General features: G+C 68.1%; 15 protein-coding genes. 11 read left to right on the forward strand and 4 right to left on the reverse strand.

Annotation, left to right across the window (positions count from 1 at the left end; genetic code table 11):
- Positions 1 to 129: 129 nt before the first annotated feature.
- The gene (locus tag GGQ80_RS15780) at positions 130 to 1,338 is read right to left on the reverse strand and encodes an acyl-CoA dehydrogenase family protein (protein WP_183986592.1); all 1,209 of its coding nucleotides are present in this window, start codon (positions 1,336 to 1,338) and stop codon (positions 130 to 132) included.
- 91 nt (positions 1,339 to 1,429) lie between these two features.
- Complete coding sequence (locus GGQ80_RS15785) at positions 1,430 to 2,227, reverse strand: SDR family NAD(P)-dependent oxidoreductase (RefSeq protein WP_246347142.1); 798 nt, start codon at positions 2,225 to 2,227, stop codon at positions 1,430 to 1,432.
- A gap of 71 nt (positions 2,228 to 2,298) precedes the next feature.
- Between GGQ80_RS15785 and GGQ80_RS15790 the strand changes: the two genes are divergently transcribed.
- The 5 genes from GGQ80_RS15790 to GGQ80_RS15810 all read left to right on the forward strand — a co-directional run bounded on the left by GGQ80_RS15790 (position 2,299) and on the right by GGQ80_RS15810 (position 7,513).
- Complete coding sequence (locus GGQ80_RS15790) at positions 2,299 to 3,825, forward strand: class I adenylate-forming enzyme family protein (protein ID WP_183986594.1); 1,527 nt, start codon at positions 2,299 to 2,301, stop codon at positions 3,823 to 3,825.
- Positions 3,822 to 4,598: an acyl-CoA thioesterase gene (locus GGQ80_RS15795; RefSeq protein ID WP_183986596.1), complete on the forward strand. Its 777-nt coding sequence runs from the start codon at positions 3,822 to 3,824 to the stop codon at positions 4,596 to 4,598. The genes GGQ80_RS15790 and GGQ80_RS15795 overlap by 4 nt, the downstream gene beginning before the upstream one ends.
- A 247-nt stretch (positions 4,599 to 4,845) precedes the next feature.
- Positions 4,846 to 5,382, forward strand: coding sequence for an EF-hand domain-containing protein (locus tag GGQ80_RS15800; protein ID WP_183986598.1), 537 nt, complete (start codon positions 4,846 to 4,848; stop codon positions 5,380 to 5,382).
- Positions 5,383 to 5,456: 74 nt separating this feature from the next.
- Positions 5,457 to 6,176 carry a response regulator gene (locus GGQ80_RS15805; protein WP_183986644.1) on the forward strand — a complete coding sequence of 240 codons (720 nt, stop codon included), beginning with the start codon at positions 5,457 to 5,459 and terminating at the stop codon, positions 6,174 to 6,176.
- Positions 6,177 to 6,208: 32 nt separating this feature from the next.
- A complete protein-coding gene (locus GGQ80_RS15810) occupies positions 6,209 to 7,513 on the forward strand; it encodes a sensor histidine kinase (protein WP_183986646.1) in 1,305 nt (434 codons plus the stop codon).
- A 42-nt stretch (positions 7,514 to 7,555) separates the two neighbouring features.
- Here the strand turns inward: GGQ80_RS15810 and GGQ80_RS15815 are convergent, their stop codons facing one another.
- Both GGQ80_RS15815 and GGQ80_RS15820 read right to left on the reverse strand, forming a co-directional pair.
- Positions 7,556 to 9,052, reverse strand: a complete 1,497-nt coding sequence (locus GGQ80_RS15815) for an MFS transporter (RefSeq protein ID WP_183986600.1) — start codon at positions 9,050 to 9,052, stop codon at positions 7,556 to 7,558.
- Positions 9,053 to 9,057: 5 nt separating this feature from the next.
- On the reverse strand, positions 9,058 to 10,131 hold the full coding sequence (locus GGQ80_RS15820) for a LacI family DNA-binding transcriptional regulator (protein ID WP_221364440.1): 1,074 nt from the start codon (positions 10,129 to 10,131) through the stop codon (positions 9,058 to 9,060).
- A gap of 258 nt (positions 10,132 to 10,389) precedes the next feature.
- Between GGQ80_RS15820 and GGQ80_RS15825 the strand changes: the two genes are divergently transcribed.
- The 6 genes from GGQ80_RS15825 (at position 10,390) to GGQ80_RS15850 (ending at position 21,873) form a co-directional block, all read left to right on the forward strand.
- The gene (locus GGQ80_RS15825; RefSeq protein ID WP_183986604.1) at positions 10,390 to 13,338 is read left to right on the forward strand and encodes a TonB-dependent receptor; all 2,949 of its coding nucleotides are present in this window, start codon (positions 10,390 to 10,392) and stop codon (positions 13,336 to 13,338) included.
- Positions 13,339 to 13,414: 76 nt separating this feature from the next.
- Positions 13,415 to 14,938: a tryptophan halogenase family protein gene (locus tag GGQ80_RS15830; protein ID WP_183986606.1), complete on the forward strand. Its 1,524-nt coding sequence runs from the start codon at positions 13,415 to 13,417 to the stop codon at positions 14,936 to 14,938.
- A complete protein-coding gene (locus GGQ80_RS15835) occupies positions 14,935 to 16,416 on the forward strand; it encodes a tryptophan halogenase family protein (RefSeq protein ID WP_343051073.1) in 1,482 nt (493 codons plus the stop codon). The genes GGQ80_RS15830 and GGQ80_RS15835 overlap by 4 nt, the downstream gene beginning before the upstream one ends.
- Positions 16,417 to 16,421: 5 nt before the next feature.
- Entirely contained in the window at positions 16,422 to 18,218 is a 1,797-nt protein-coding gene (locus GGQ80_RS15840; protein ID WP_183986608.1) for an alpha-amylase family glycosyl hydrolase, read from the forward strand.
- Complete coding sequence (locus tag GGQ80_RS15845; protein WP_183986610.1) at positions 18,218 to 19,813, forward strand: alpha-amylase family glycosyl hydrolase; 1,596 nt, start codon at positions 18,218 to 18,220, stop codon at positions 19,811 to 19,813. Before GGQ80_RS15840 ends, GGQ80_RS15845 begins: the two co-directional genes overlap by 1 nt.
- A 2-nt stretch (positions 19,814 to 19,815) precedes the next feature.
- Positions 19,816 to 21,873, forward strand: a complete 2,058-nt coding sequence (locus GGQ80_RS15850; RefSeq protein ID WP_183986612.1) for a glycoside hydrolase family 97 protein — start codon at positions 19,816 to 19,818, stop codon at positions 21,871 to 21,873.
- Positions 21,874 to 21,957: the final 84 nt, after the last annotated feature.

Here is a 21,957-nt window from a genome sequence, read left to right on the forward strand (position 1 = left end):
TTCCTTTGATCTCGCAATTCCGTTCGTCCTGAGGAGCCGCTGAGCGAAGTCGAAGCGGCGTCTCGAAGGACATGTGGTTCGAGACGAGGCTTCGACTGCGCTCAGCCTCTCCTCACCACGAACGGACGGTCATTGATGGTCGAGCATCCCCAGGATGCGCTTGGCGATGACGTTGTTCTGGATCTCGCTCGATCCGCCATAGATCGACACCGCCTTGCCCCACAGCCAGGTGCGCGTCTGGTTCAGCTCCGCCTCGCTGAACCCCTCGCCTTCCCAACCGAGGCCGTTCATCCCCATGATCTCGATGCCGAGTTCCGCCTTGTCCTGGGTGATCCGCGCACCGACGTTTTTCATGATCGACGTCGCCGCCGATGGCCCCTGGTTGGTCTTCGCCTCCAGCGCGGCGCGGCGCAGCGTCATCATGAAGGCGCGTTGGTCCATCTCGTGGCGGACGATCCGCGAGCGCAGGTCGGTATCGGCGAGCCGCCCCTCGCCATCCGTACCGCGATATTCCTTGGCAAGCTCGCTGACCGGCTTGCCCGCCAGCAGCCGCCCCGCCGATCCGCCGCCGCCCGACAGGCTCGATCGCTCGTGCTGGAGCAACCGCTTGCCGATCGTCCAGCCCTCGCCCTCGCGCCCGACCAGATTCTCCTTGGGGACTTTCACGTTGGTGAAGAACGTCTCGCAAAACGGCGACGAGCCCGAGATCAGCCGGATCGGCTTCACCTCGACGCCCGGCGCATCCATGTCGATCAGCAGGAAGCTGATGCCTTCATGCTTTTTGGACTTGTCGGTCCGCACCAGCGCGAAGCACTTGTCGGCCCATTGCCCGCCGCTCGTCCACGTCTTCTGCCCGTTAACGAGGTAGTGGTCGCCCTTGTCCTCGGCAAAGGTCTGCAGCGCCGCCAGGTCGGAGCCGGCGCCGGGTTCCGAATAACCCTGGCACCAGCGCACCTCGCCCTTCGCGATCGCAGGAATATGCTCCTGCTTCTGCGCCTCGGTGCCATATTCGAGCAGCGTCGGCCCGAACATCATCACGCCCATACCGCCGATCGGATTATAGGCGCCGATCCGCGCCATCTCCTCCTGCAGCACGCGCGCCTCGGCACGGCTCAGCCCGCCGCCGCCATATTGGCGCGGCCAGATCGGCACGCCCCAGCCCTTCTCGCCGATCGCCTCGCGCCATGCGCGCTGGTCGGCGGTCTCCTCGGAAGGGCCGTCGATCGCCGACATGGCATTGTCGGTGCCCTTCAGGCTCGCCGGGAAGTTCGCCGCCAGCCAGTCGCGCGCCTCGGCGCGAAAGGTCTCCGTCTCGTCGATCGCCGCGACGCTCGCCATCACTCTCTCCCACCGTGTCATTTTCCGAACATCGGGTATGGCTCATCATCGCACGTCCGGCTCGCGATGCAAAGCACCAAGACGAGTCCGCCTAATGCTCCCGGCCCGGGCGGCGGGACAGGCCGACATCGAGATGCGCGCCGGCGTCGAGCAACACCGTCTCGCCGGTGATGACCCGCGTCGCCGGATCGAGCAGCATCACGATCGGTTCGGCGATATCCTCGGGCGTCGCTGCGATTGCCATCGGCGTCGCGGCAGCGATCCGCTCGTTGAGCGCGGCGAACCGCTCCGCACCCAGCTTCTTCTCGAACCAGCCGGTGCCGACATAGCCCGGCGCGACCGCGTTGACCCTGATCTGCGGCGCCAGCACGCGAGCCAGGCTGCGCGTCATCGTGTCGAGCGCGCCCTTCGACGCCGCATAGGCGACCGACGATCCCATCCCGAACACGCCGGCGACCGAGGCCACGTTGACCACCGCGCCCATCCCGCTGTCACGCAGATGCGGCACGGCGGCCCTGACCATCTGGAACGGCGCGATCGTGTTCAGGCGATAGATGTCGACGAAATCCTCGGCATCAAGCGCGTCGAGATCCTCGTGGTTCGCATGCTTGGTGCGTCCGGCATTGTTGACGAGGAAGTCGACCCGGCCGAGGCGGTCGACCCCCGCCGCGACCAGCGCGCGGCAGGCGGCATCCTCGACGATGTCGGCCTGCACCGCGATGCTGCCGTTGCCGATGTCGGCGACCAGCGCTTCCGCCTCGTCGCGGCTGTGCGCATAGTTGACGACGCAGCGCACGCCCCGTGCCGCCAGCCGCCGGACCACCGCCGCGCCGATCCCGGTGCCACCACCGGTGACGATCGCCACCGTGCCGTCCATCGCGTCCGCCATCCTCGTTCCTTCCAGCATTTTCGAAGATCGCGTATGGCATTCGTGCCCGGCTTCGCCTAGCCGTGGCGGCGATGACAGCCGCCGATCTGCTCGCCAGCGACTTCGCCACCCTGCCGCAACTGATCGCGGCCCACGCCGCCGAGCGTGGCGGCAAGACGGCGGTCGCCGACGAGACGCGTACGCTGACCTATGCGCAGCTCGATGCCAGGATGAGTCGGGTCGCGGCGGCCCTGCAGCGCGACGGCATCGGCACCGGCACACCGATCGCGGTCGTCGCGGCACCCAGCGTCGACTATGCCGCGGTCTCCCTGGGCACGCTGCGCGCCGGCTGCGTCGCCACCCCGCTGTCGCCGAGCGCGACGCCGGGCGCCATCGCCGCGATGATCGCCGACAGCGCTGCGCCGCTGGTGTTCCTCGACGCCGTCAACGCCACCACCCTCGCCGACGAGCCGCTGACGGCGCGCGCGATCCGGCTCGACACGCCGGCGTTCGAGGAATGGCTCGCCCCCGAGGGCGCAAGGCCCAGCGAGCCCGACATCCACCCCGAGGATGCCTTCAACATCATCTATTCGTCGGGCACCACCGGCACGCCCAAGGGCATCGTCCAGAGCCACGCGATGCGCTGGCAGCATCTTTCGCGCAATGCCGCCGCCGGCTTCGCCGACGCGGTGACGATGATCGCGACGCCGCTCTATTCGAACACGACGCTGGTCAGCTTCCTGCCGACGCTCGGCTGGGGTGGCACCGTCGTGCTGATGGGCAAGTTCGATGCCCGCCGCTATCTCGAACTGGCGCAGGCGCACCGGGCGACCCACACCATGCTGGTGCCGGTCCAGTACCAGCGGATCATGGCGCTGCCCGACTTCGACGGCTTCGACCTCTCCAGCTTCCGCTTCAAGACCTCGACCAGCGCCCCCTTCTCGGCGGCGCTCAAGGCCGACGTCGTCGCGCGCTGGCCCGGCCTGCTCGTCGAATATTACGGCATGACCGAGGGCGGCGCATCGTGCGGCCTCAACGCGACGGCGCATCCCGACAAGCTCCACACCGTCGGCCAGCCGATGCCGGGCCACGAGATCCGCCTGATCGACGAGGACGGTAACGAGGTGCCCCCCGGCGAGATGGGCGAGGTGGTCGGCCGCTCGCCGGCGATGATGAACGGCTATCATGGCCGCGAGGGCGCGACCCGCGACGCCGAATGGTATGACGCCGAGGGCCGCCGCTACATCCGCCACGGCGATGTCGGCCGGTTCGACAAGGACGGCTTCCTGATCCTGATGGACCGCAAGAAGGATCTCATCATCTCCGGCGGGTTCAACATCTACCCGTCCGACCTGGAGGCCGTGCTGCGCCAGCATCCCGCGGTCGCCGATGCCGCCGTCATCGGCGTGCCGAGCGAGGCATGGGGCGAAACGCCGGTCGGCATCGTCGTACTGCGCGAGGAGGTGCCGCTCGACGCCGTCCTCGCCTGGACCAACGACCGCCTCGGCCGCACCCAGCGGCTGGCGGCACTGCACGCCACGGACGAGTTGCCGCGCAGCGCGATCGGCAAGGTGCTGAAACGCGAACTGCGCGATGCGCTGGCGGAGGGGACGCTATGACCACGCTGACGTCGATCATCGATGCGCTCGAGCCCATTGGCGAGGATGCATGGCGCGGCCACATTCCCGATAACTGGCTTCAGGGACGCACCGCCTATGGTGGCCTGTCGTCTGCGCTCGCGCTTCATGCTGCGCAGCATAGCGACGCCGACCTCCCCCCGCTCCGCTCCGCGCTGGTCGCCTTCATCGGCCCGCTGTCGGGCGCGGTGACGATCACCGCCACCCGCCTGCGCCGCGGCCGCAACGCCGCCTTCGTCCAGGCCGATGTGACGAGCGACGCGGGGCTCGGGTTGCGCGCGACCTTCGTCTTCATGGGCGCGGTGCCCTCGATGCTCGACCACGCCACCGGCGAGCGCCCCGACTTCCCCCGTCCCGGCCCCGACGACCGCACCTATCGCGGCACCGCACAGGTGCCCTTCACGCAGAATTTCGAGCTGGTCGACAAGCGCGACGGCGGCGATCCCGCCGAATGGCTGCGCTGGGTCCGCCTCGCTGATCGCGACGGCCTTGACCCGATGGTCGAGCTGATCGCAGTCGCGGACTGCCTTCCCCCCGCGGCGCTGAAGCTGGTCGGCAGGCCGGTGCCGCTCAGTTCGATGACGTGGCAGCTCAACCTCCTCGGCCCCGCCCCCAGGACCGAGGACGGCTGGTGGCTGCTGCGCGCCCGCACCGACTATGCGCGCGAGGGCAGTTCGAGCCAGTCGATGGCGATCTGGAACGCCGCGGGCGAACCGGTGGCCGAACAGATGCAGAGCGTCGCGATCTTCGGGTAAATAATCCTCCCCCGCCAGGGGGAGGTGGCGCGCCGAAGGCGTGACGGAGGGGGAGGAAGCACGAGCTTCTCGATAGCTGGTCGCTTTCCGCCCCCTCCGTCTTGCTGCGCAAGCCACCTCCCCTGGCGGAGGAGGATGAAACGCAGCGACAATCTGCGACAAATTCCCGCGTGCCCGACAAACCTGCGCGACGGCCATCGCCCAAATGCCGATCGACCGGGGATCATCCCGGCTGACCGGAGTTCCCATGCGCCAGACCATCCTCTCCCTCGCGCTCGCCGCCAGCGGTCTCGCCGCGGCGGCCTGCTCGGCGCAGACCGCGCCGCAGTCGCAGCAGCAGCCCGACATGCCGCGCGGCCCGCGCGGCGGTGGCATGATGATGCGCGCCGACACGAACGGCGACGGCGTCGTCACCCGCCAGGAAGTGATCGCCCAGGCCGACGCGCGCTTCGATCGGCTCGACACCAATCGCGACGGCACGATCAGCGCCGACGAGATGGCGGCGATGCGCAGCCGCCGCGCCAACGGCGAGGACGGCGCGGTGCCGCCGCCGGGCGGCTACAAGCGCGCCCCCGGCATGGGGCGCCAGGCCGATCCCAACGGCGATGGCGCGATCACCAAGACCGAGTACGAGGCCCGCGCCACCGCCCGCTTCGACCGGATGGATGCCAATCGCGACGGCAAGCTTGATGCCACCGAGATGGCGAACTTCGCGGCCATGCGCCGCGCCCAGCGCGACGGGCGCTCCGGGGCCGATGGCAACACGCCGCCGCCGGGCCAGTAACCGAGTGCCGGGCGGGGCCCTTTCGCCCGCCCGGCCCCTTTTCGTGGAGCCGATCCATGCTAAGCGCCGAGGCGATGGGCGACACGCCGCACTTGCTCCTCGTCGATGACGAGCGCTCGATCCGCGAGCCGCTGGCGCAGTATCTGACGCGCCAGGGCTTTCGCGTGACCCAGGCGGGCGATGCGGAAAGCGCGCGCACCCGCCTTGCCGCCTACGCCATCGACCTCGTCATCCTCGACATCATGATGCCGGGCGAGGACGGCCTGTCGCTCTGCCGCCACATCGCCGCGAGCAGCGACACGCCGGTGATCCTGCTGACCGCGAAGGCCGAGGAAACCGACCGTATCGTCGGGCTGGAGATGGGCGCCGACGATTATGTCGTGAAACCGTTCAGCCCGCGCGAACTGGCGACCCGCGCCAAGGTCGTGCTCCGCCGCCTGACCGCGGGCGGCAGCCGCCAGCATGCGCCCGAAAGCGGCAGCTACGCCTTCGCCGGCTGGGTGCTGAAGACCGGCGAGCGCGCGCTGGTCGATCGTGAGGGCGTGTCGGTGCCGCTGTCGACCGGCGAGTACAACCTGCTGTTCGCGCTGGTCACGCGCCCACGCCAGGTGCTGACCCGCGATCAGCTGCTCGATCTGACCCAGGGACGCGAGGCGGCGGCGTTCGACCGGGCGATCGACAACCAGGTCAGCCGGTTGCGCAAGAAGATCGAGCCCGATCCCAAGAACCCCGACATCATCAAGACGGTGTGGGGCGGCGGCTATACGCTCGCCGCCGAAGTCACCCGCCTGTGATCCGCATCTGGCCGCGCAGCCTGGCCGGACAGATGGCGCTGCTGGTCGCGCTCGCGCTGTTCGTGGCGCAGGCGATCAACTTCGCAATGCTCCTGCGCGAGCGGCGCCAGATCGCGCTCGAACAGGTCGCCGGCCCCGCCGCGACCCGCTTCGTCGACGCGATCGAGCGCATGGCGCAGGGCCGCCCGATCCGCACCGACCGCGGCCGCGTCCGCCTGCTTGCCGCCAGCCCCGTGCGTGTCCACGCTCCCGACGAGCCGGCGATCGCGAGCACGCTGCGCGGCGCTCTGATCGAAAGCGGCGTTCCCGTCGGCCGCATTGACACGGCGATCGTGCCCTTCGACCAATCCGACGATTTTGCACGCCGCCTGCCGGCGAGGCGCCGAGCCTGGCTGCAAGAGAACGGCGCGACGCTGGTGATCGCGCTGCAGCGGCCGGGCGGACAATGGCTGGTGCAACGATTGCCGTGGGTGCGGCGCGACCCCGGCCTCGTCTGGCGGCTCGCCGGGCAAACCGGGGTGCTGTTCGTCGTGCTGCTGCTGCCGGTGCTGTGGATCGCGCGCCGGCTGTCGCTGCCGCTGCGCCAGCTGACCGCCGCCGCCGAGCAGTTCGGCGCCGGCGATCCCCCTGCCCCGCTATCGGCGGACGGACCCGACGACATCGCCCGCCTGATCGCCGCCTTCAACGCGCTGACCCTCAGGGTGCGCGCGATGCTCGACGAGAAGGACCGGATGCTCGGCGCGATCGGCCACGACTTGCGCACGCCGCTCGCCGCGTTGCGCGTGCGGATCGAATCGGTCGACGACGACACCGACCGCGCGCGGATGGCCGACACCGTCGACGAGATGAACCGAACGCTCGACGACATCCTGTCGCTCGCGCGGCTCGGCCGGCCGAGTGAGCCGATGACCGAAACCGATCTCGCCGCGCTCGTCGATGCGGTGGTCGAGGACTTCCGCGATCTCGGTGCGCCGGTCGAGTTCGTCGAGGCGGATCGCCTGCCGCTGCGCATCCGCCCGTCGCTGATGCGCCGCGCGGTCCGCAACCTGATCGAGAATGCAGTGAAATATGGCGGCGGCGCCATCGTGCGGATCGAACCGTCGCCGCGCCGTGTCGCGATCGTCGTCGAGGACGACGGCCCCGGCATTCCGCCGGATCGCCTGGACGACGTCTTCGATCCCTTCACCCGCCTGGAAACCTCGCGCAACCGCGATACCGGCGGGATCGGCCTTGGCCTGGCGCTCGCCCGCGCCATCGCACGCGAGGCGGGCGGCGACGTCACCCTCACCAACCGTCCCGGCGGCGGCCTGGCGGCCACGGTCGTGCTGACGCGGTAGCACCCGTCACCCCGACTTTGAGCCGAGATGACGAATTCAGGATCAATCTTCCCGCACCCGCAGCATCGCGAGCGCCGCTGCCGCCATCACCGCTGCCGCGAACGCCATCGTCCAGATCGGCTCGGTGGGGAAGAACGCCTTCATGATCTGCCCCATCACCGTCGCCACCAGCAGTTGCGGCACCACGACGAAGACGTTGAACAGCCCCATATAGACGCCCAGCTTCCGCTGCGGCAGCGCGCTCGCCAGGATCGCATAGGGCATGGCGAGGATCGAAGCCCAGGCGATGCCGATCCCGATTTCGCTGGCGATCAGCAGCTGCGGATCGCGGATCACGAAAAAGCTCGCGAAGCCGGCCGCACCGCACAATAGCGCCAGCAAGTGCGTCCGCGCCCGCCCGATCCGTCGCGCCAGCCACGGCAGCAGCGTCAGCGCCGCCACCGCGGCGACGCCGTTGTAGGTCGCGAACAGCACGTCGACCCAGTTGGCGCCCCGCTGGAACGCCGCCGTGCCCGGTGCTGCGCCAAAGAAATACTGCGTCACCACCGGCGTGGTGTTGATCCACATGATGAACAGCGCCGACCAGGTAAAGAACTGGACGAGCGCCAGCCGCTTCATGATCGGCGGCATGCCCGCGAAGTCGCCGACGATATGGCCGAGCATGCCCGCGCCCTTGCCGCCCTTCGCCCGCGCGATCGCGATCCCGCTCGCCGCGCCATAGCCGATCAGCAGCGCGCCGAGCAGGTACATCTCCTGCTTCAGCGCGAAGGCACGAACCAGCGCCAGCACGGCTACGCCCGCGACGGCCCAGCCGACGCTCGCGCCATAGGTCCGCAGCGCGAGCAGGCGAAGCGTCTCGGCCCCGCCATGATCCGCCGCCCCGTCGAACGCCGCCATCTCGTCGGGCGCGTATTCGCGCGTCGTCACCACCGTCCACAGCACCGCCGCGAACAGCGCCGCGCCGCCGAACCAGAAGGCGATCCGCACCGTATCGGGAATCTGCCCCGGTGCGGCATCGTTGGCGACGCCCAGCCGTTCCAGCACCCAGGGAAAGATCGAGCCCACGACCGCGCCCGCGCCGATGAACGCGGTCTGCACCGCATAGCCGACGCCGTGCTGGTCCTTGCGCAGCATATCGCCGACGAAGGCGCGGAACGGCTCCATCGACACGTTGAGCGACGCGTCGAGCAGCCACAGCATCATCGCCGCGAACCAAAGCGCCTTGGCCTCGGGCATCGCCACCAGCGCCAGCGCCGCAAGAACCGCGCCCGCCAGGAAATAGGGTCGCCGACGGCCCAGCCGGCCCAGCCACGTCCGGTCGCTCATGTGGCCGATGACCGGCTGCACCAGCAGCCCGGTCAGCGGCGCCGCCACCCACAGCGCGGGCAGGTCGTCGAGGCTGGTGCCCAGCGACTGGAAGATCCGGCTCATGTTCGCGTTCTGCAACGCGAAGCCGATCTGGATGCCGAAGAAGCCGAACGAGATATTCCACAGGCCGAGCGCGCCCTGACGCGGCTTCTCGGACGAACGATCGAGCATAGGTGTCAAATCCCTCCGGTCGACCCGCGCACCACCAGGTGCGTCGGCAGCACGACGCCCGGCGCCGCATCGCCGCGGATCCGCGCGATCAGCGTCTCGACCAATGTGCGTCCGGCAAGGCCGGTATCCTGTACCACCGTCGTCAGCGACGGGTGGGCGATGGCGGCGGCGGGAATATCGTCGAACCCGACCACCGCGATCTGTTCGGGCACCGCCAGCCCTGCCCCCGCAAAGACGCGCATCGCCGCCAGCGCGACGACGTCGCTCGCCGCCAGCACCGCATCGAACGGCAGGTCGCGCGCCAACAACTCGGCCGCCGCCCGTGCGCCGTCCTCCTCGCTCGCCAGCGCCATCACCTGAAGTGCCGGGTCGGCCACGATCCCCGTCGCCGCCAGCGCCTCGACATAGCCCCGATAGCGATCCGAATCCTCGGGATGGTGATCGGTCGCATCGCCCAGGAAGGCGATCCGCCGGCGGCCCCGGGCCAGCAGATGCTCGGTCGCCATGCGCCCGCCGGCGACATTGTCCGACCCGATCGTCAGCCCCGGCTGCCCCTGCCGCACCGAACCCCAGCGCACAAAATGCGTGCCGCGCGACACCAGCTGGTCGAGCCGCCAGCGATAGCTTTCATAATCGCCATAGCCGAGCAGGATCATCCCGTCGGCGCGGTGACTGTCCTCGTAATCGACGTGCCAGTCACTGGTCATTTCCTGGAACGAGACGAGCAAATCGTGGCGATGCTCGGCACAGGCGGTCATCATCGCGCTCAGCATCGACAGGAAGAACGGGTTGATCAGCGACCCGCCGGGCGCTGCGTCCTTGAACAGCAACAGCGCCAGCGTCCGGGTGTGGCCGGTGCGCAGCCCCGATGCGGTGCGATCGACGGTGTAGTTGAGCTGCTTGGCGATCGCCTCGATCCGCTGGCGCGTGGCTGCGCTCACCGTTGGGCTGCCGCGCAAGGCCCGGCTGACGGTCGGCTGCGACACGCCGGCGAGGTGAGCGATGTCGAACGACGTCGTCCTACGCTGCCCCGCCACCTGCCTGCCCCGTCCTTCCTCTCGCCGGCATTGACCTGCCATTTGCCTGACCACAGACCCTTCGCCCTTCGCTGTCAACGCGTGTTGCCGCCGCGCCACAGACCACAGCGAAGGGCCAGCGCATAATCTGAATACGTATGCGGCCGGATTGGCAGCGATCGGGGTGACGACCTATTGGCAACTCATTGAGCGTCGGCCCGGACTTTGGGAGGCCGGGCAACACTGGTTCAGGTTCGTCCATCAAGCGAACACGCCGTCAGAACGCGTGGAGCAGACGAGCCATCGAGGAGGGGAAGACCAATGATCGTTTCGTTCGGACGCGGCCGCCCGGCTGCGCGTTTCTTCGTTTCGGGCAGCGCCGCCGCGCTTGCCGCCGCGCTGATCGGCGCCGTTCCCGCCGCCGCGCAGGACACGACGCCCGCGACGGGCAATGCCGCCAACCAGCAGACCGTCGATCCCTCGGCCCAGCCCAACGCCAATTCCGCGTCGCAGTCTACGACCCAGGCGACCAACGCCTCGGTCGATCCGACCCCGGTTCCCGCCGACAGCGCCGCCAATCAGACCGCGGCGGCCCCCGGCGCCGGCGAGGACATCGTCGTCACCGGCTTCCGCGCCTCGCTCGCCTCGTCGGCGAAGATCAAGCGCAACTCGACGCTGATCGTCGACTCGGTTTCGGCCGAGGACGTGGGCAAGCTGCCCGACGTGTCGATCGCCGACGCGCTCGCCCGCATCCCAGGCGTCACCGCCCAGCGCCTCGAAGGCCGCGACCAGCGTCTGTCGATCCGCGGCCTCGGTCCCGACTTCTCGACCACGCTGCTCAACGGTCGCGAGCAGGTGACCGTCGGCGACAACCGCGCCGTCGAGTACGACCAGTATCCGTCGGAATTCTTCCAGAACGTCAACGTCTACAAGACCGCCGACGCCTCGCTGATCGCATCGGGCATCTCGGGCACCGTCGACCTTCGCATGCTGCGCCCGCTCGACCAGGCTAACCGCATCGTCGCGATCAACGTCCGCGGCCAGATGAACGGCATCGACAAGCTGAACCCGGACGGCACCCGCTACGGCTATCGCGCGTCGGCGACCTATGTCGACAAATTCGCGAGCGACACGCTCGGCGTCGCGATCGGCGTCGCGGCGACGCAGACTCCGTCACAGAACGAGCGCTACAACGCGTGGGGCTATGCCGGGTCGGGCACCAGCGCCGATCCCTATGTGCTCGGCGGCGCCAAGCCCTATGTCCAGTCGAACCTGCTCAAGCGTTACGGCGCGGTCGGCACGATCGAGTGGGAGCCGTCGGACAGCTTCCATTCGACCTTCGATGCGCTCTATTCGAACTTCAAGGAAGAGCAGACGCTGCGCGGCATCGAATTCCCGCTCGGCTTCAGCGATCCCGTCCGCAGCAACGTGGCGGCGAGCAACGGCTTCGTCACCGGCGCGACGTTCAGCAACGTCTTCGCCGTCCAGCGCAACGACTATAACCGCCGCACCGCCGACAACCTGTCGCTCGGCTGGAACAACGACCTCAAGCTCACCGACCGCATCCACCTGAACGTCGACGCCAGCTGGAGCCGTGCGACACGGACCGATCTGCTGCTTGAAACCAACACCGGCACCGGCTTCGCCAAGAGCGGCGTGGCCGACACCGTACGCATCTCGCAGAAGGAGAATGGCACCTACACCATCGTGCCGACGCTCAACTATACCGACACCGGCATCTTCAAGCTGACCGACCCGCAGGGCTGGGGCAACAACGGCACGCAGCAGGTGGTCCAGGCCGGCTTCATCAACCGTCCGAAGTTCACCGACGACCTGAAGTCGCTCCGCGCCAGCCTGAACGGCGAGATCGAGGGCAGCGTGCTGAGCCGCTGGGAAGTCGGCGGTAATTTCACCCGCCGCGAAAAGATCAGCGACTACACCAACTTCTTCCTCTGCCCGCGTGGCGGCGGCACTGGCTGCACGGTGGCCAGCGGCACGCCGCGCTCGATCGCGGTGCCATCGGGTGCGCTGCTCGGCACCAATGTCGCGCTCAACTATCTCGGCATTCCGGCGATGCTGACCTACGACCCGCTCAACGTGTACAACAACGCGCTGAACGCGGTGTTCGACCCGCAGCCGTCGGCGCTGGTCCGCGACAACACCGTCCTCGAAAAGGTGTGGACCGGCTATGGCAAGCTGACCATCGACGGCGAAGTCGGCGGCAAGGTGCTCAAGGGTGCGCTCGGCGCGCAGGTGATCCACACCGAGCAGAGCTCGGTCGGCCAGATCGCCAACGTCCTCGCGGGCCGCGTCACCATCGCACCGGCAAGCCAGACGGTGAAGTATACCCGCGTCCTGCCCAGCGCGACGTTCAACCTGGAACTGATCCCCAACGGCTTCGTGAAGCTCGGCGCGTCGCAGACGATGGTACGCCCGCGCCTCGACCAGGAGCGCGTGACCCAGGACGTCGCGATCAACACCGCGAACATCACGGTCAACAACAATAACGTGTCACTGAACCCGATCTTCACCTCGACCGGCGGCAACGTCTCGCTGCGACCCTATCAGTCGACCAACATCGACATCTCGCTGGAGAAGTATTTCCCGGCGGGCGGCTATGTCGCGCTGGCAGGCTACTTCAAGAATCTGACCGACTTCGTCGATCCGAACAACAGCTACGCCTACGACTTCTCGGCGCTGCTGCCGTCGCTGACGGCGCAGCAGCAGGCGATCGTCCAGCAGATCCGCGGCACCATCGGCAATGTTTCGGCCCCCGCCAACACCGGCCGCGGCGAGGTGCTGGGTGTGGAGGCGACGCTGTCGCTGCCGCTCAAGGCCGTGACGAGTGCGCTCGACGGCTTCGGCTTCTTCGTTACCGGCAACTATTCGGACTCGACGGTGAAGTACGCCAACAATCAGGCGATCACCCTGCCCGGCCTGTCGAAGTGGGTCGGCAGCGGCACGTTCTTCTTCGAGAAGTGGGGCTTCTCGGCGCGCGCCAACTATCGTTACCGTTCGTCATTCCTGGCGGAGGTCGCTGGCCTGTCGGCCAACCCGACCTATCGGACCGCCCGGTCGGAAGGCATCCTCGATGCCCAGATCGGCTATGAGTTCCAGGACGGTGCGCTGAAGGGCCTGTCCGTCATGGCGCAGGGCAAGAACCTGACCGACCGTCCGTTCATCACCTATCAGAACGACGACGTCCGCCAGGTGATCGACTATCAGCGCTACGGCCGCGACTATTACATCGGCCTGACCTACAAGTTCTGATCCTGGCTGTGAGGGGAGTGCGAACCATGCGCTCCCCTCGCCTTTCGCCATCCCCGACGCTACCGGCGCGAGAATGATGACGCACGCTCCGCGCCCTTCGTCCGAAGCCCCCGTCACCATCGTCGTCACCGGCGGCGGCACCGCCGGCTGGATGACGGCGGCGGCGCTCTCGCGCTTCCTGCAGCGCGGCTATCGCATCCGCCTGGTCGAAAGCGACGCGATCGGTACCGTCGGCGTCGGCGAGGCGACGATCCCGCAGATCGTCAACTTTAACACCGCGCTCGGCATCGACGAGGACGCATTTCTCAAGGCGACGCAGGGCACGTTCAAGCTCGGCATCGAATTCGTCGACTGGCTGCGCCCCGGCCATCGCTACATGCACGCCTTCGGCGACGTCGGCCGCGCGATCGAGGGCAATCCCTTCATCCCCTATTGGCTGCGCGCGCAGGAACTGGGCGTCGCCAAGCCGCTATCGGCCTATTCGCTCAACGAGATGGCGGCGCGCGCCGAGCGGATGCACCGCGGCGGGCCGGTTACTTCGCCGATGGTCCCGGCGATCCCCTATGCCTTCCACTTCGACGCCGGCCTCTACGCCGCCTTCCTGCGCCGTATCGCGGAAGAACAGGGCGTCGAGCGGATCGAGGGACGCATCGTCTCGGTCGAGCGCGACGGGACGAGCGGCGACGTCGCCGCGCTGCTGCTGGAGGGCGACCGCCGCGTCGAGGGCGACCTGTTCGTCGACTGCACCGGTTTCCGCGCGCTGCTGATCGGCGAGACGCTGGGCGTCGGGTTCGAGGATTGGGGCCATTGGCTCCCCTGCGACCGCGCTCTCGCGGTGCCGAGCGACATCGACGACAGCCTGACGCCCTACACCCGCTCGACCGCCAAGGCGGCGGGCTGGCAGTGGCGGATCCCGCTTCAACATCGCATCGGCAACGGACTGGTCTATTCCAGCGCCCACCTCAGCGACGACGAGGCGGCGGCGACGCTGCTCGCGGGGCTCGACACCGAAGCACTCGCCGATCCCCGGCCGATCCGCTTCCGCACCGGCCGCCGGCGCGAGGGCTGGCGCGGCAACGTCGTCGCGATCGGCCTCGCCAGCGGTTTCCTTGAGCCGCTGGAATCGACCAGCATCCACATGATCCAATCGGCGATTCAGCGCCTGCTGAAGCTGATCCCCCGCGCCCGCGCCACCGACGCGATCCGCGCCGAGTACAACCGCCAGACCGATTTCGAGATCGAGCGGATCCGCGACGTCATCATCCTCCATTATCACGCCAACCAGCGCGACGAGCCGCTGTGGCAGGCCGTGCGAGCGATGACGCTGCCCGACAGCCTTCGCCACAAGCTCGACCTGTGGCGCGCCTCGGGCGCGATCACGCGCGAGCATGAGGAGCTGTTCACCGAGGTCGGCTGGTTCCAGGTGCTGGTCGGCCAGGGCGTGATTTCCGCCAGCTATCACCCGATCGCCGACCAGATCAACGCAGCCGACCTCGGCGAATTCATGGAGCTGGTCGAGGCGCTGTACCGCCGCGAGGCATTGGCGCTCACCGACCACGCGGCCTTCGTTGCCCGCCACTGCGCCGGAGCGGCGGCGTGAGCCCGGCGCGCGTCGTCATCGTCGGCGGCGGCACCGCCGGCTGGATGGCCGCGTGCCTGATGGCGAAGGCGTGGCCGGCGTCTGAAATTACGCTGATCGAATCGCCCGATATCGGCATCATCGGCGTCGGTGAGGGATCGACCCCGCAGCTGCGCCACCTGTTCCGCACGCTGGGAATAGCGGAGGCCGACTGGATGCCCCGCGCCGACGCGACCTACAAGACCGGCATCGCCTTCGACGGCTGGTCCGATCGCCCCGGCTACACCCGCTATTTCCACCCCTTCGCCAGCGACATCGACGTCCACACCCAAGGCGCCTTCCACTTCACCAACCTCGCCCGCCGGCGCGGCGACGATCTACCCGCACAGCCCGACCGCTTCTTCCTCAACGCCGCGCTCGCCGAGCGCCGCCTGGCGCCGCTGCCGGCCGATAATTTCCCGTTCGACGCGACATACGGCTACCATTTCGACGCGACGCTGGTCGGCATCGTGCTGCGCGACCATGCGGTGGCCGCGGGCGTCCGCCACGTCGCCGGGCGGGTCATGGATGCCGCGGTGGCGGAGACCGGCGACATTGCCGGCCTGCTGCTCGAAGGCGGCCGGATGGTCACTGCCGACCTCTTTGTCGACGCCAGCGGCTTTCGCGGCCTGCTGATCCAGGAAGCGCTTGGCACGCCCTTCCGCAGCTTCGCTGACAATCTGTTCAACGACCGCGCCATCGCCATCCCGATGCCGCTTGCCGAGGACGAGGACATCCCCTGCCACACCACGGCCACCGCGCTGTCGGCCGGCTGGGCGTGGCATATTCCGCTGACCAGCCGCAGCGGCAACGGCTATGTCTATTCCTCGCGCCACATCGACCAGGACGCCGCCGAAGTGGAATTCCGCACGCTGCTAGGCCCCGCGTCTGACCGCGCCCTGTCGCGCCACCTGACGATGAAGGTCGGCCGCGTCGAGCGCAACTGGGTCGGCAATTGCGTTGCGATCGGCCTGTCCCAGGGCTTCATCGAACCGCTGGAGGCGACCGCGCTCCACCTCGTCCAGGCCAGCGTCGAGGGTCTGATCCGTGCCTGGCCGACGCAGGATCGCGACGGCTACAATGCCGCCATCGCTCGCCGGATCGAGGGCATCCGCGACTATATCGTCTGCCACTATCGCGTGAACCAGCGCACCGACTCCGCCTATTGGCGCGAGGCGGCAGCACTGGACACGCTGTCGGACTCGCTCCGCCGCATCGTCCACGCCTGGTTCAGCGGCGGTGACGTCGTCGCCGAGATCGAGCGTCAGGACATCGCCGACATCTACGCCCCGATGTCGTGGGAATGCCTGCTCGCGGGCTACGGCACCTTCCCGCCCGACGATCGCCTCCGCCCCGCCGAAGACCGCGTCGGCCTGGCGCGGATCGACGACCTCATCGCCCGCTCCTGCCTCAACTTCCCCTCGCACCGCGCCGCGCTCGCCGCGCTCGCCGAAGGATAATGCCGATGCTCCGCTCGCTCGCCGCGCTGCTGCTGGTCTCGACCGCCGCCACCGCCCAGGATTATCGCCAGCGCCTGCCGCAGGACGAGGTGATCTACTTCGTCCTGCCCGATCGCTTCGACAATGCCGATCCCGCCAACGATCGTGGCGGGCTGAGCGGTGACCGCCTCAAGACCGGTTACGACCCGACATCGAAGGGCTTCTATCACGGCGGCGATCTCAAGGGGCTGATGCGGCGCCTGCCCTATATCCAGTCGCTCGGCGCGACCGCGATCTGGGTGGCGCCGATCTTCACGAACAAGCCGGTCCAGGGCGGCCCCGGCCAGGAATCGGCGGGCTATCACGGCTATTGGATCACCGACTTCGAGCATGTCGACCCGCACTTCGGCACCGATGCCGAGTTCAAGGCGCTGGTCGACGCCGCGCATGCCCGCGGCATGAAGGTCTACATGGACATCGTCGTCAACCACACCGCCGACGTGATCCAGTTCCGCGAATGCGTCGGCAAGCCCGAGTGCGCCTATCGCAGCGAGGCGGACTATCCCTATCAGCGTCGTGGCGGCGTCGACGGCGCCGGCATCAACGCGGGCTTCGCCGGTCCTGGCGTGCAGACCGCCGCCAACTTCGCGCGGCTGACCGACCCCAATTACGCTTATACTGTCTTCGTGCCCGCTGCCGAGCGATCGGTGAAGTCGCCCGCGTGGCTCAACGACCCGCTGCTCTACCACAACCGCGGCAATTCAACCTTCGCCGGCGAAAGCTCGACCAAAGGCGACTTCGTCGGCCTCGACGACGTGATGACCGAGAACCCGCGCGTCGTGCAGGGGATGATCGATATCTTCGGCGGCTGGATCGACCGGTTCAAGGTCGACGGCTACCGCATCGACACCGCGCGCCACGTCAACCCGGAGTTCTGGCAGGCCTTCGTTCCCGCCATGCTGAAGCGCGCCGAGGCCAACGGCATCCCGCATTTCCACATCTTCGGCGAGGTTGCGTACGACACGCTCGACGTCGGCCTGCTCGCGCGCCACAGCGTCGTCGACAAGCTGCCCGGCGTTCTCGATTTCGCGACGCGGATGGCGATCCTTCAGACGATGACCGGCACGCAGGAGCCCAATGCCTGGGACAAGCTGGTCCTCGGCGACGCGCTCTATGCTAGCGGCGATGCGACGGCCGAGCAGCTGCCGACGTTCATCAGCAACCACGACAGCGGCCGTATCGCCTGGTACATCCAGAAGGCGCTGCCCAAGGCGTCGCCCGACGAGGTGCTGGCGCGCGTTCGCCTCGCCCATGCGATGCTGCTGACGCTGCGCGGCGTGCCGACCATCTATGCCGGCGACGAGCAGGGCTTCGTCGGCCACGGCAACGACCAGGATGCGCGGCAGGACCAGTTCGCCAGCCGCGTCGCGAGCTACAACGACCAGCCGCTGCTCGGCACCCGGGCGACGACGGCGCAGGCGAATTTCGATCAGACCCACCCGCTCTATCGCGAGATCGCGACCCTCGCGAAGCTGCGCGTGGCGACCCCGGCGCTGACCCGCGGCTCGACCATCCTGCGCGCGCGCCAGGACACGCCGGGGCTCCTTGCCATCTCGCGGATCGATCCCGCGACCGGCAGGGAAGTCCTCCTCGCCTTCAACAGTTCGGACCGGCCCCTCACCGCCGCCGTCCAGGTCGAAACCCGCTCGACCCGCTTCACCACGCTTGCCGGCGCCTGCGCGCCCCGCGCCTCGGCGCCCGGCAGCGTTTCGATCACCCTGCCCGCGTTCGGATACGCGGTGTGCGCAGCAGAGGACCGCTGATGGCCGACACTCCCTGGTGGAAAGGCGCGGTGATCTATCAGATTTATCCGCGCAGCTTCGCCGATTCCAACGACGACGGCATCGGCGACCTGCCGGGCATCACCCGCCATCTCGACTATGTCGCGAGGTTGGGTGTCGATGCGATCTGGCTGTCGCCCTTCTTCAAGTCGCCGATGCGCGACTTCGGCTATGACGTGTCCGACTATCGCGACGTCGATCCGATCTTCGGCACGCTCGCCGATTTCGACGCGCTAATCGAACGCGCCCATGCGCTGAACCTGAAGGTGCTGATCGACCAGGTGTACAGCCACACCTCGGACCAGCATCCCTGGTTCGCCGACAGCCGCTCGGACCCCGCCGGCGACCATGCCGACTGGTACATCTGGGCCGATCCCAAGCCCGACGGCAGCCCGCCGAACAACTGGCAATCGGTGTTCGGCGGCCCCGCCTGGACCTGGGACGGCCGCCGTGGCCAATATTATTGCCACAACTTCCTCGCCGAACAGCCGCAGATCAACGGCGCCCATCCGGCGGTGCAGGACGAGCTCATCGACACTGCGCGCTTCTGGCTGAACCGCGGCGTCGACGGCTTCCGCATCGACGCGATCAACTTCCTGATGCCCGACCCAGCGTTGACCGATAATCCGCCGGCGCCTGCGGACGACGGCAATCCACGCACCCGGCCGTTCGATTTCCAGCTGCACACCTACAACCAGGGCCATGCCGCCATTCCGGCGTTCCTGGAACGGGTGCGGACCCTCTTCGATGGCTATGACGGCGACCGCTTCACGGTGGCCGAGGTTGGCGGCGCCGACAGCGACCGCGAGATGAAGCTGTTCACGCAAGGCGGCAAGCGCCTCAACAGCGCCTACGGCTTCGACTTCCTCTACGCGTCCAGGCTCACCGCCGAGGTGGTCGCCGACGCCCTCGGTAAATGGCCCGGCGCGGAAGGCGAAGGCTGGCCGAGCTGGGCGTTCGAGAACCATGACGCGCCGCGTGCGCTGACCCGCTGGGGCGAGCGCTCGAGCTTTGCCGCCTTCGCCCGGCTGAAGCTGCGGCTGCTGCTCAGCCTCCGCGGCAACGCGATCCTCTATTACGGCGAGGAACTCGGCCTGCCCCAGGTCGATGTCCCCTTCGACAAGCTCCAGGATCCCGAGGCGATCGCCAACTGGCCGCGCACGCTGTCGCGCGATGGCGCGCGCACACCGATGCCGTGGATCGCCGACGACCATCACGCCGGCTTCTCCACGGTCGAGCCGTGGCTGCCGATCGGTCACGATCACTATGCGCTCGCCGTCGACCGGCAGGAGGGCGACGAGGGGTCGCTGCTCCATCTGACCCGCCACCTCATCGCGCTGCGTCGCCACAGCCCGGCGCTTCGCCATGGCACGCTGACGCTGGCAGAGGCGAAAGACGCGCTGCTGGTCTTCGACCGCGAGGCGGACGGCCAGCGCTTGCGCTGCGCCTTCAACCTCGGCGCCGAGCCGGTCGCGTACGATCGAGGCGCACCGGAAAGCTGGCGGATGCTGGACGAAGAGAATGCCACCGCCGACACGCTCGGCGGCTATGGTTCGTGGATTGCGGAAAGGATTTGACGATGAAGCTCGCTCCCCTCGCGCTCGCTGCGGCGACCCTCGCCGGCGGCGCCCATGCCCAGAACGAGATCATCAAGACGGTCGCCACCCAGGCGCCCGACGCGACCGAGACCTCGCCCGACGGCAGCCTCGCGGTGACGGTGAAAACCGACGACAATGCCCGGCCCGTCTATTCGATCACGCGCCGCGGCAAGCTGCTAGTCGCGCCGTCGCGGCTCGGCTTCATCTTCACCGACGCACCCAAGTTCGAACGCAACATCCAGATCGTCAGCGTCACCCACGACAAGGCGGACTCGACCTGGACCCAGCCCTGGGGTGAATGGCGCCAGATTCGCGACAACCACCGCGAGATGCGCGTCCGCCTGCGCGAGACGACCGCGCTCCACCGCATCGTCGACGTCGTGTTCCACGTCGAGGATTCGGGCGTCGGCTTCCGCTATGAATTCCCCGAGCAGCCCAATTTCAAGCACGCCAACATCGGCGACGAGATGACCCAGTTCGCGCTCGCCGAGGACGGCACCGCATGGTGGAAGCCGGCGTTCGAATGGAACCGCGAGGAATATCTGTACGAGAAAACGCCGATCTCCGCGGTCGGCACCGCGCAGACGGTGATGACGGTGAAGCTCGCCGACGGCACCCATGTCGCGCTGCACGAAGCCGCGTTGACCGACTATTCGGCGATGAACCTCGCCCGCGCCGCCGGCACCACCTTCCGGGCGGCGCTGACCCCCGGCTCGGGCGCGCCCAAGGTCACGCGCGACCTGCCGTTCAACACGCCGTGGCGCACGATGGTCATCGCCGACGACGCGCCGGGCCTGTACATGAGCCACCTCGAGCTCAACCTCAACGAGCCCAACAAGCTCGGCGACGTCAGCTGGATCAAGCCGGGCAAGTTCGTCGGCGTGTGGTGGAACATGATCAAGGGCGAATGGACCTGGGCGACCGGGCCGAAGCACGGCGCCACCACCGCCAACGTCAAGAAATATATCGACTTTGCGTCCGCCAACAAGATTCCCGGCGTCCTGGTCGAGGGCTGGAACGTCGGCTGGGACGGCGACTGGTTCGGCAACGGCAATGCGATGCAGTTCGACCAGCCGACCCCCGACTTCGACGCCAACGAGCTGGCGCGCTACGCCAAGGGCAAGGGCGTTTACCTGATCGGCCACAACGAAACCGGTGGCTCGGCGAGCCACTATGACCAGCAGCTCGACCGCGCGTTCAAGTTCGCCGCCGATCATGACGAAAAGGTCGTGAAGACCGGCTACGTCACCGACGCCGGCCAGATCGAGCGCGTCGACGCCGACGGCTCGCAGCATCGCGAGTGGCACGAGGGCCAGTGGATGGTGAACCACTATCTGCGCGTCGTCACCACCGCCGCCAAGTACAAGGTCGCGATCGACAGTCACGAACCGGTCAAGGACACCGGCCTGCGCCGCACCTATCCCAATTGGGTCGCGCGCGAGGGCGGTCGCGGCCAGGAATACAACGCGTGGATCGGCGGCAAGAACCCGCCAGAGCATGAGGCGAACCTGGTCTTCACCCAGATGCTCGGCGGTCCGATGGACTTCACCCCCGGCGTGCTGAGCCTGACGGGATCGGAGGGCAGCGCGATCCAGTCGACGGTGGCGAAGCAGCTAGCGCTCTACGTCGCGCTCTATTCGCCGGTGGTGATGGCCGCCGACACGCCGGAGAACTACGCCAAATTCCCCGACGCCTTCACATTCATCCGCGACGTGCCGACCGACTGGGAGGATACGCGCGTGCTCAACGGCGAGGTCGGCGACTTCGTGACGATCGCGCGCCGCCCGCGCACCAGCCGCGACTGGTTCCTGGGCAGCATCACCGACGAGAACGGCCGCACGCTGACGGTGCCGCTCGACTTCCTCGATGCCGGGCGCACCTACACCGCGGAAATCTACCGCGACGCGCCCAACACCGACTTCAAGACCGAGGGCCGCCACGCCTATGCGGTCGAGACGAAGCGCGTCCGCAAGGGCGACACGATGACGCTGGTCCTGGCACCCGGCGGCGGCCAGGCGGTGCGTTTCCGCGCGCGCTGATCGACAGGCAAAGCCCCTCCCCTTCAGGGGAGGGGTCAGGGGGTGGGGTGAGCCTCGCAGAGACCTACGCCCGTCTCCCCCACC

Source organism: Sphingomonas jinjuensis, from assembly GCF_014197105.1.
Lineage (GTDB): Bacteria > Pseudomonadota > Alphaproteobacteria > Sphingomonadales > Sphingomonadaceae > Sphingomonas > Sphingomonas jinjuensis.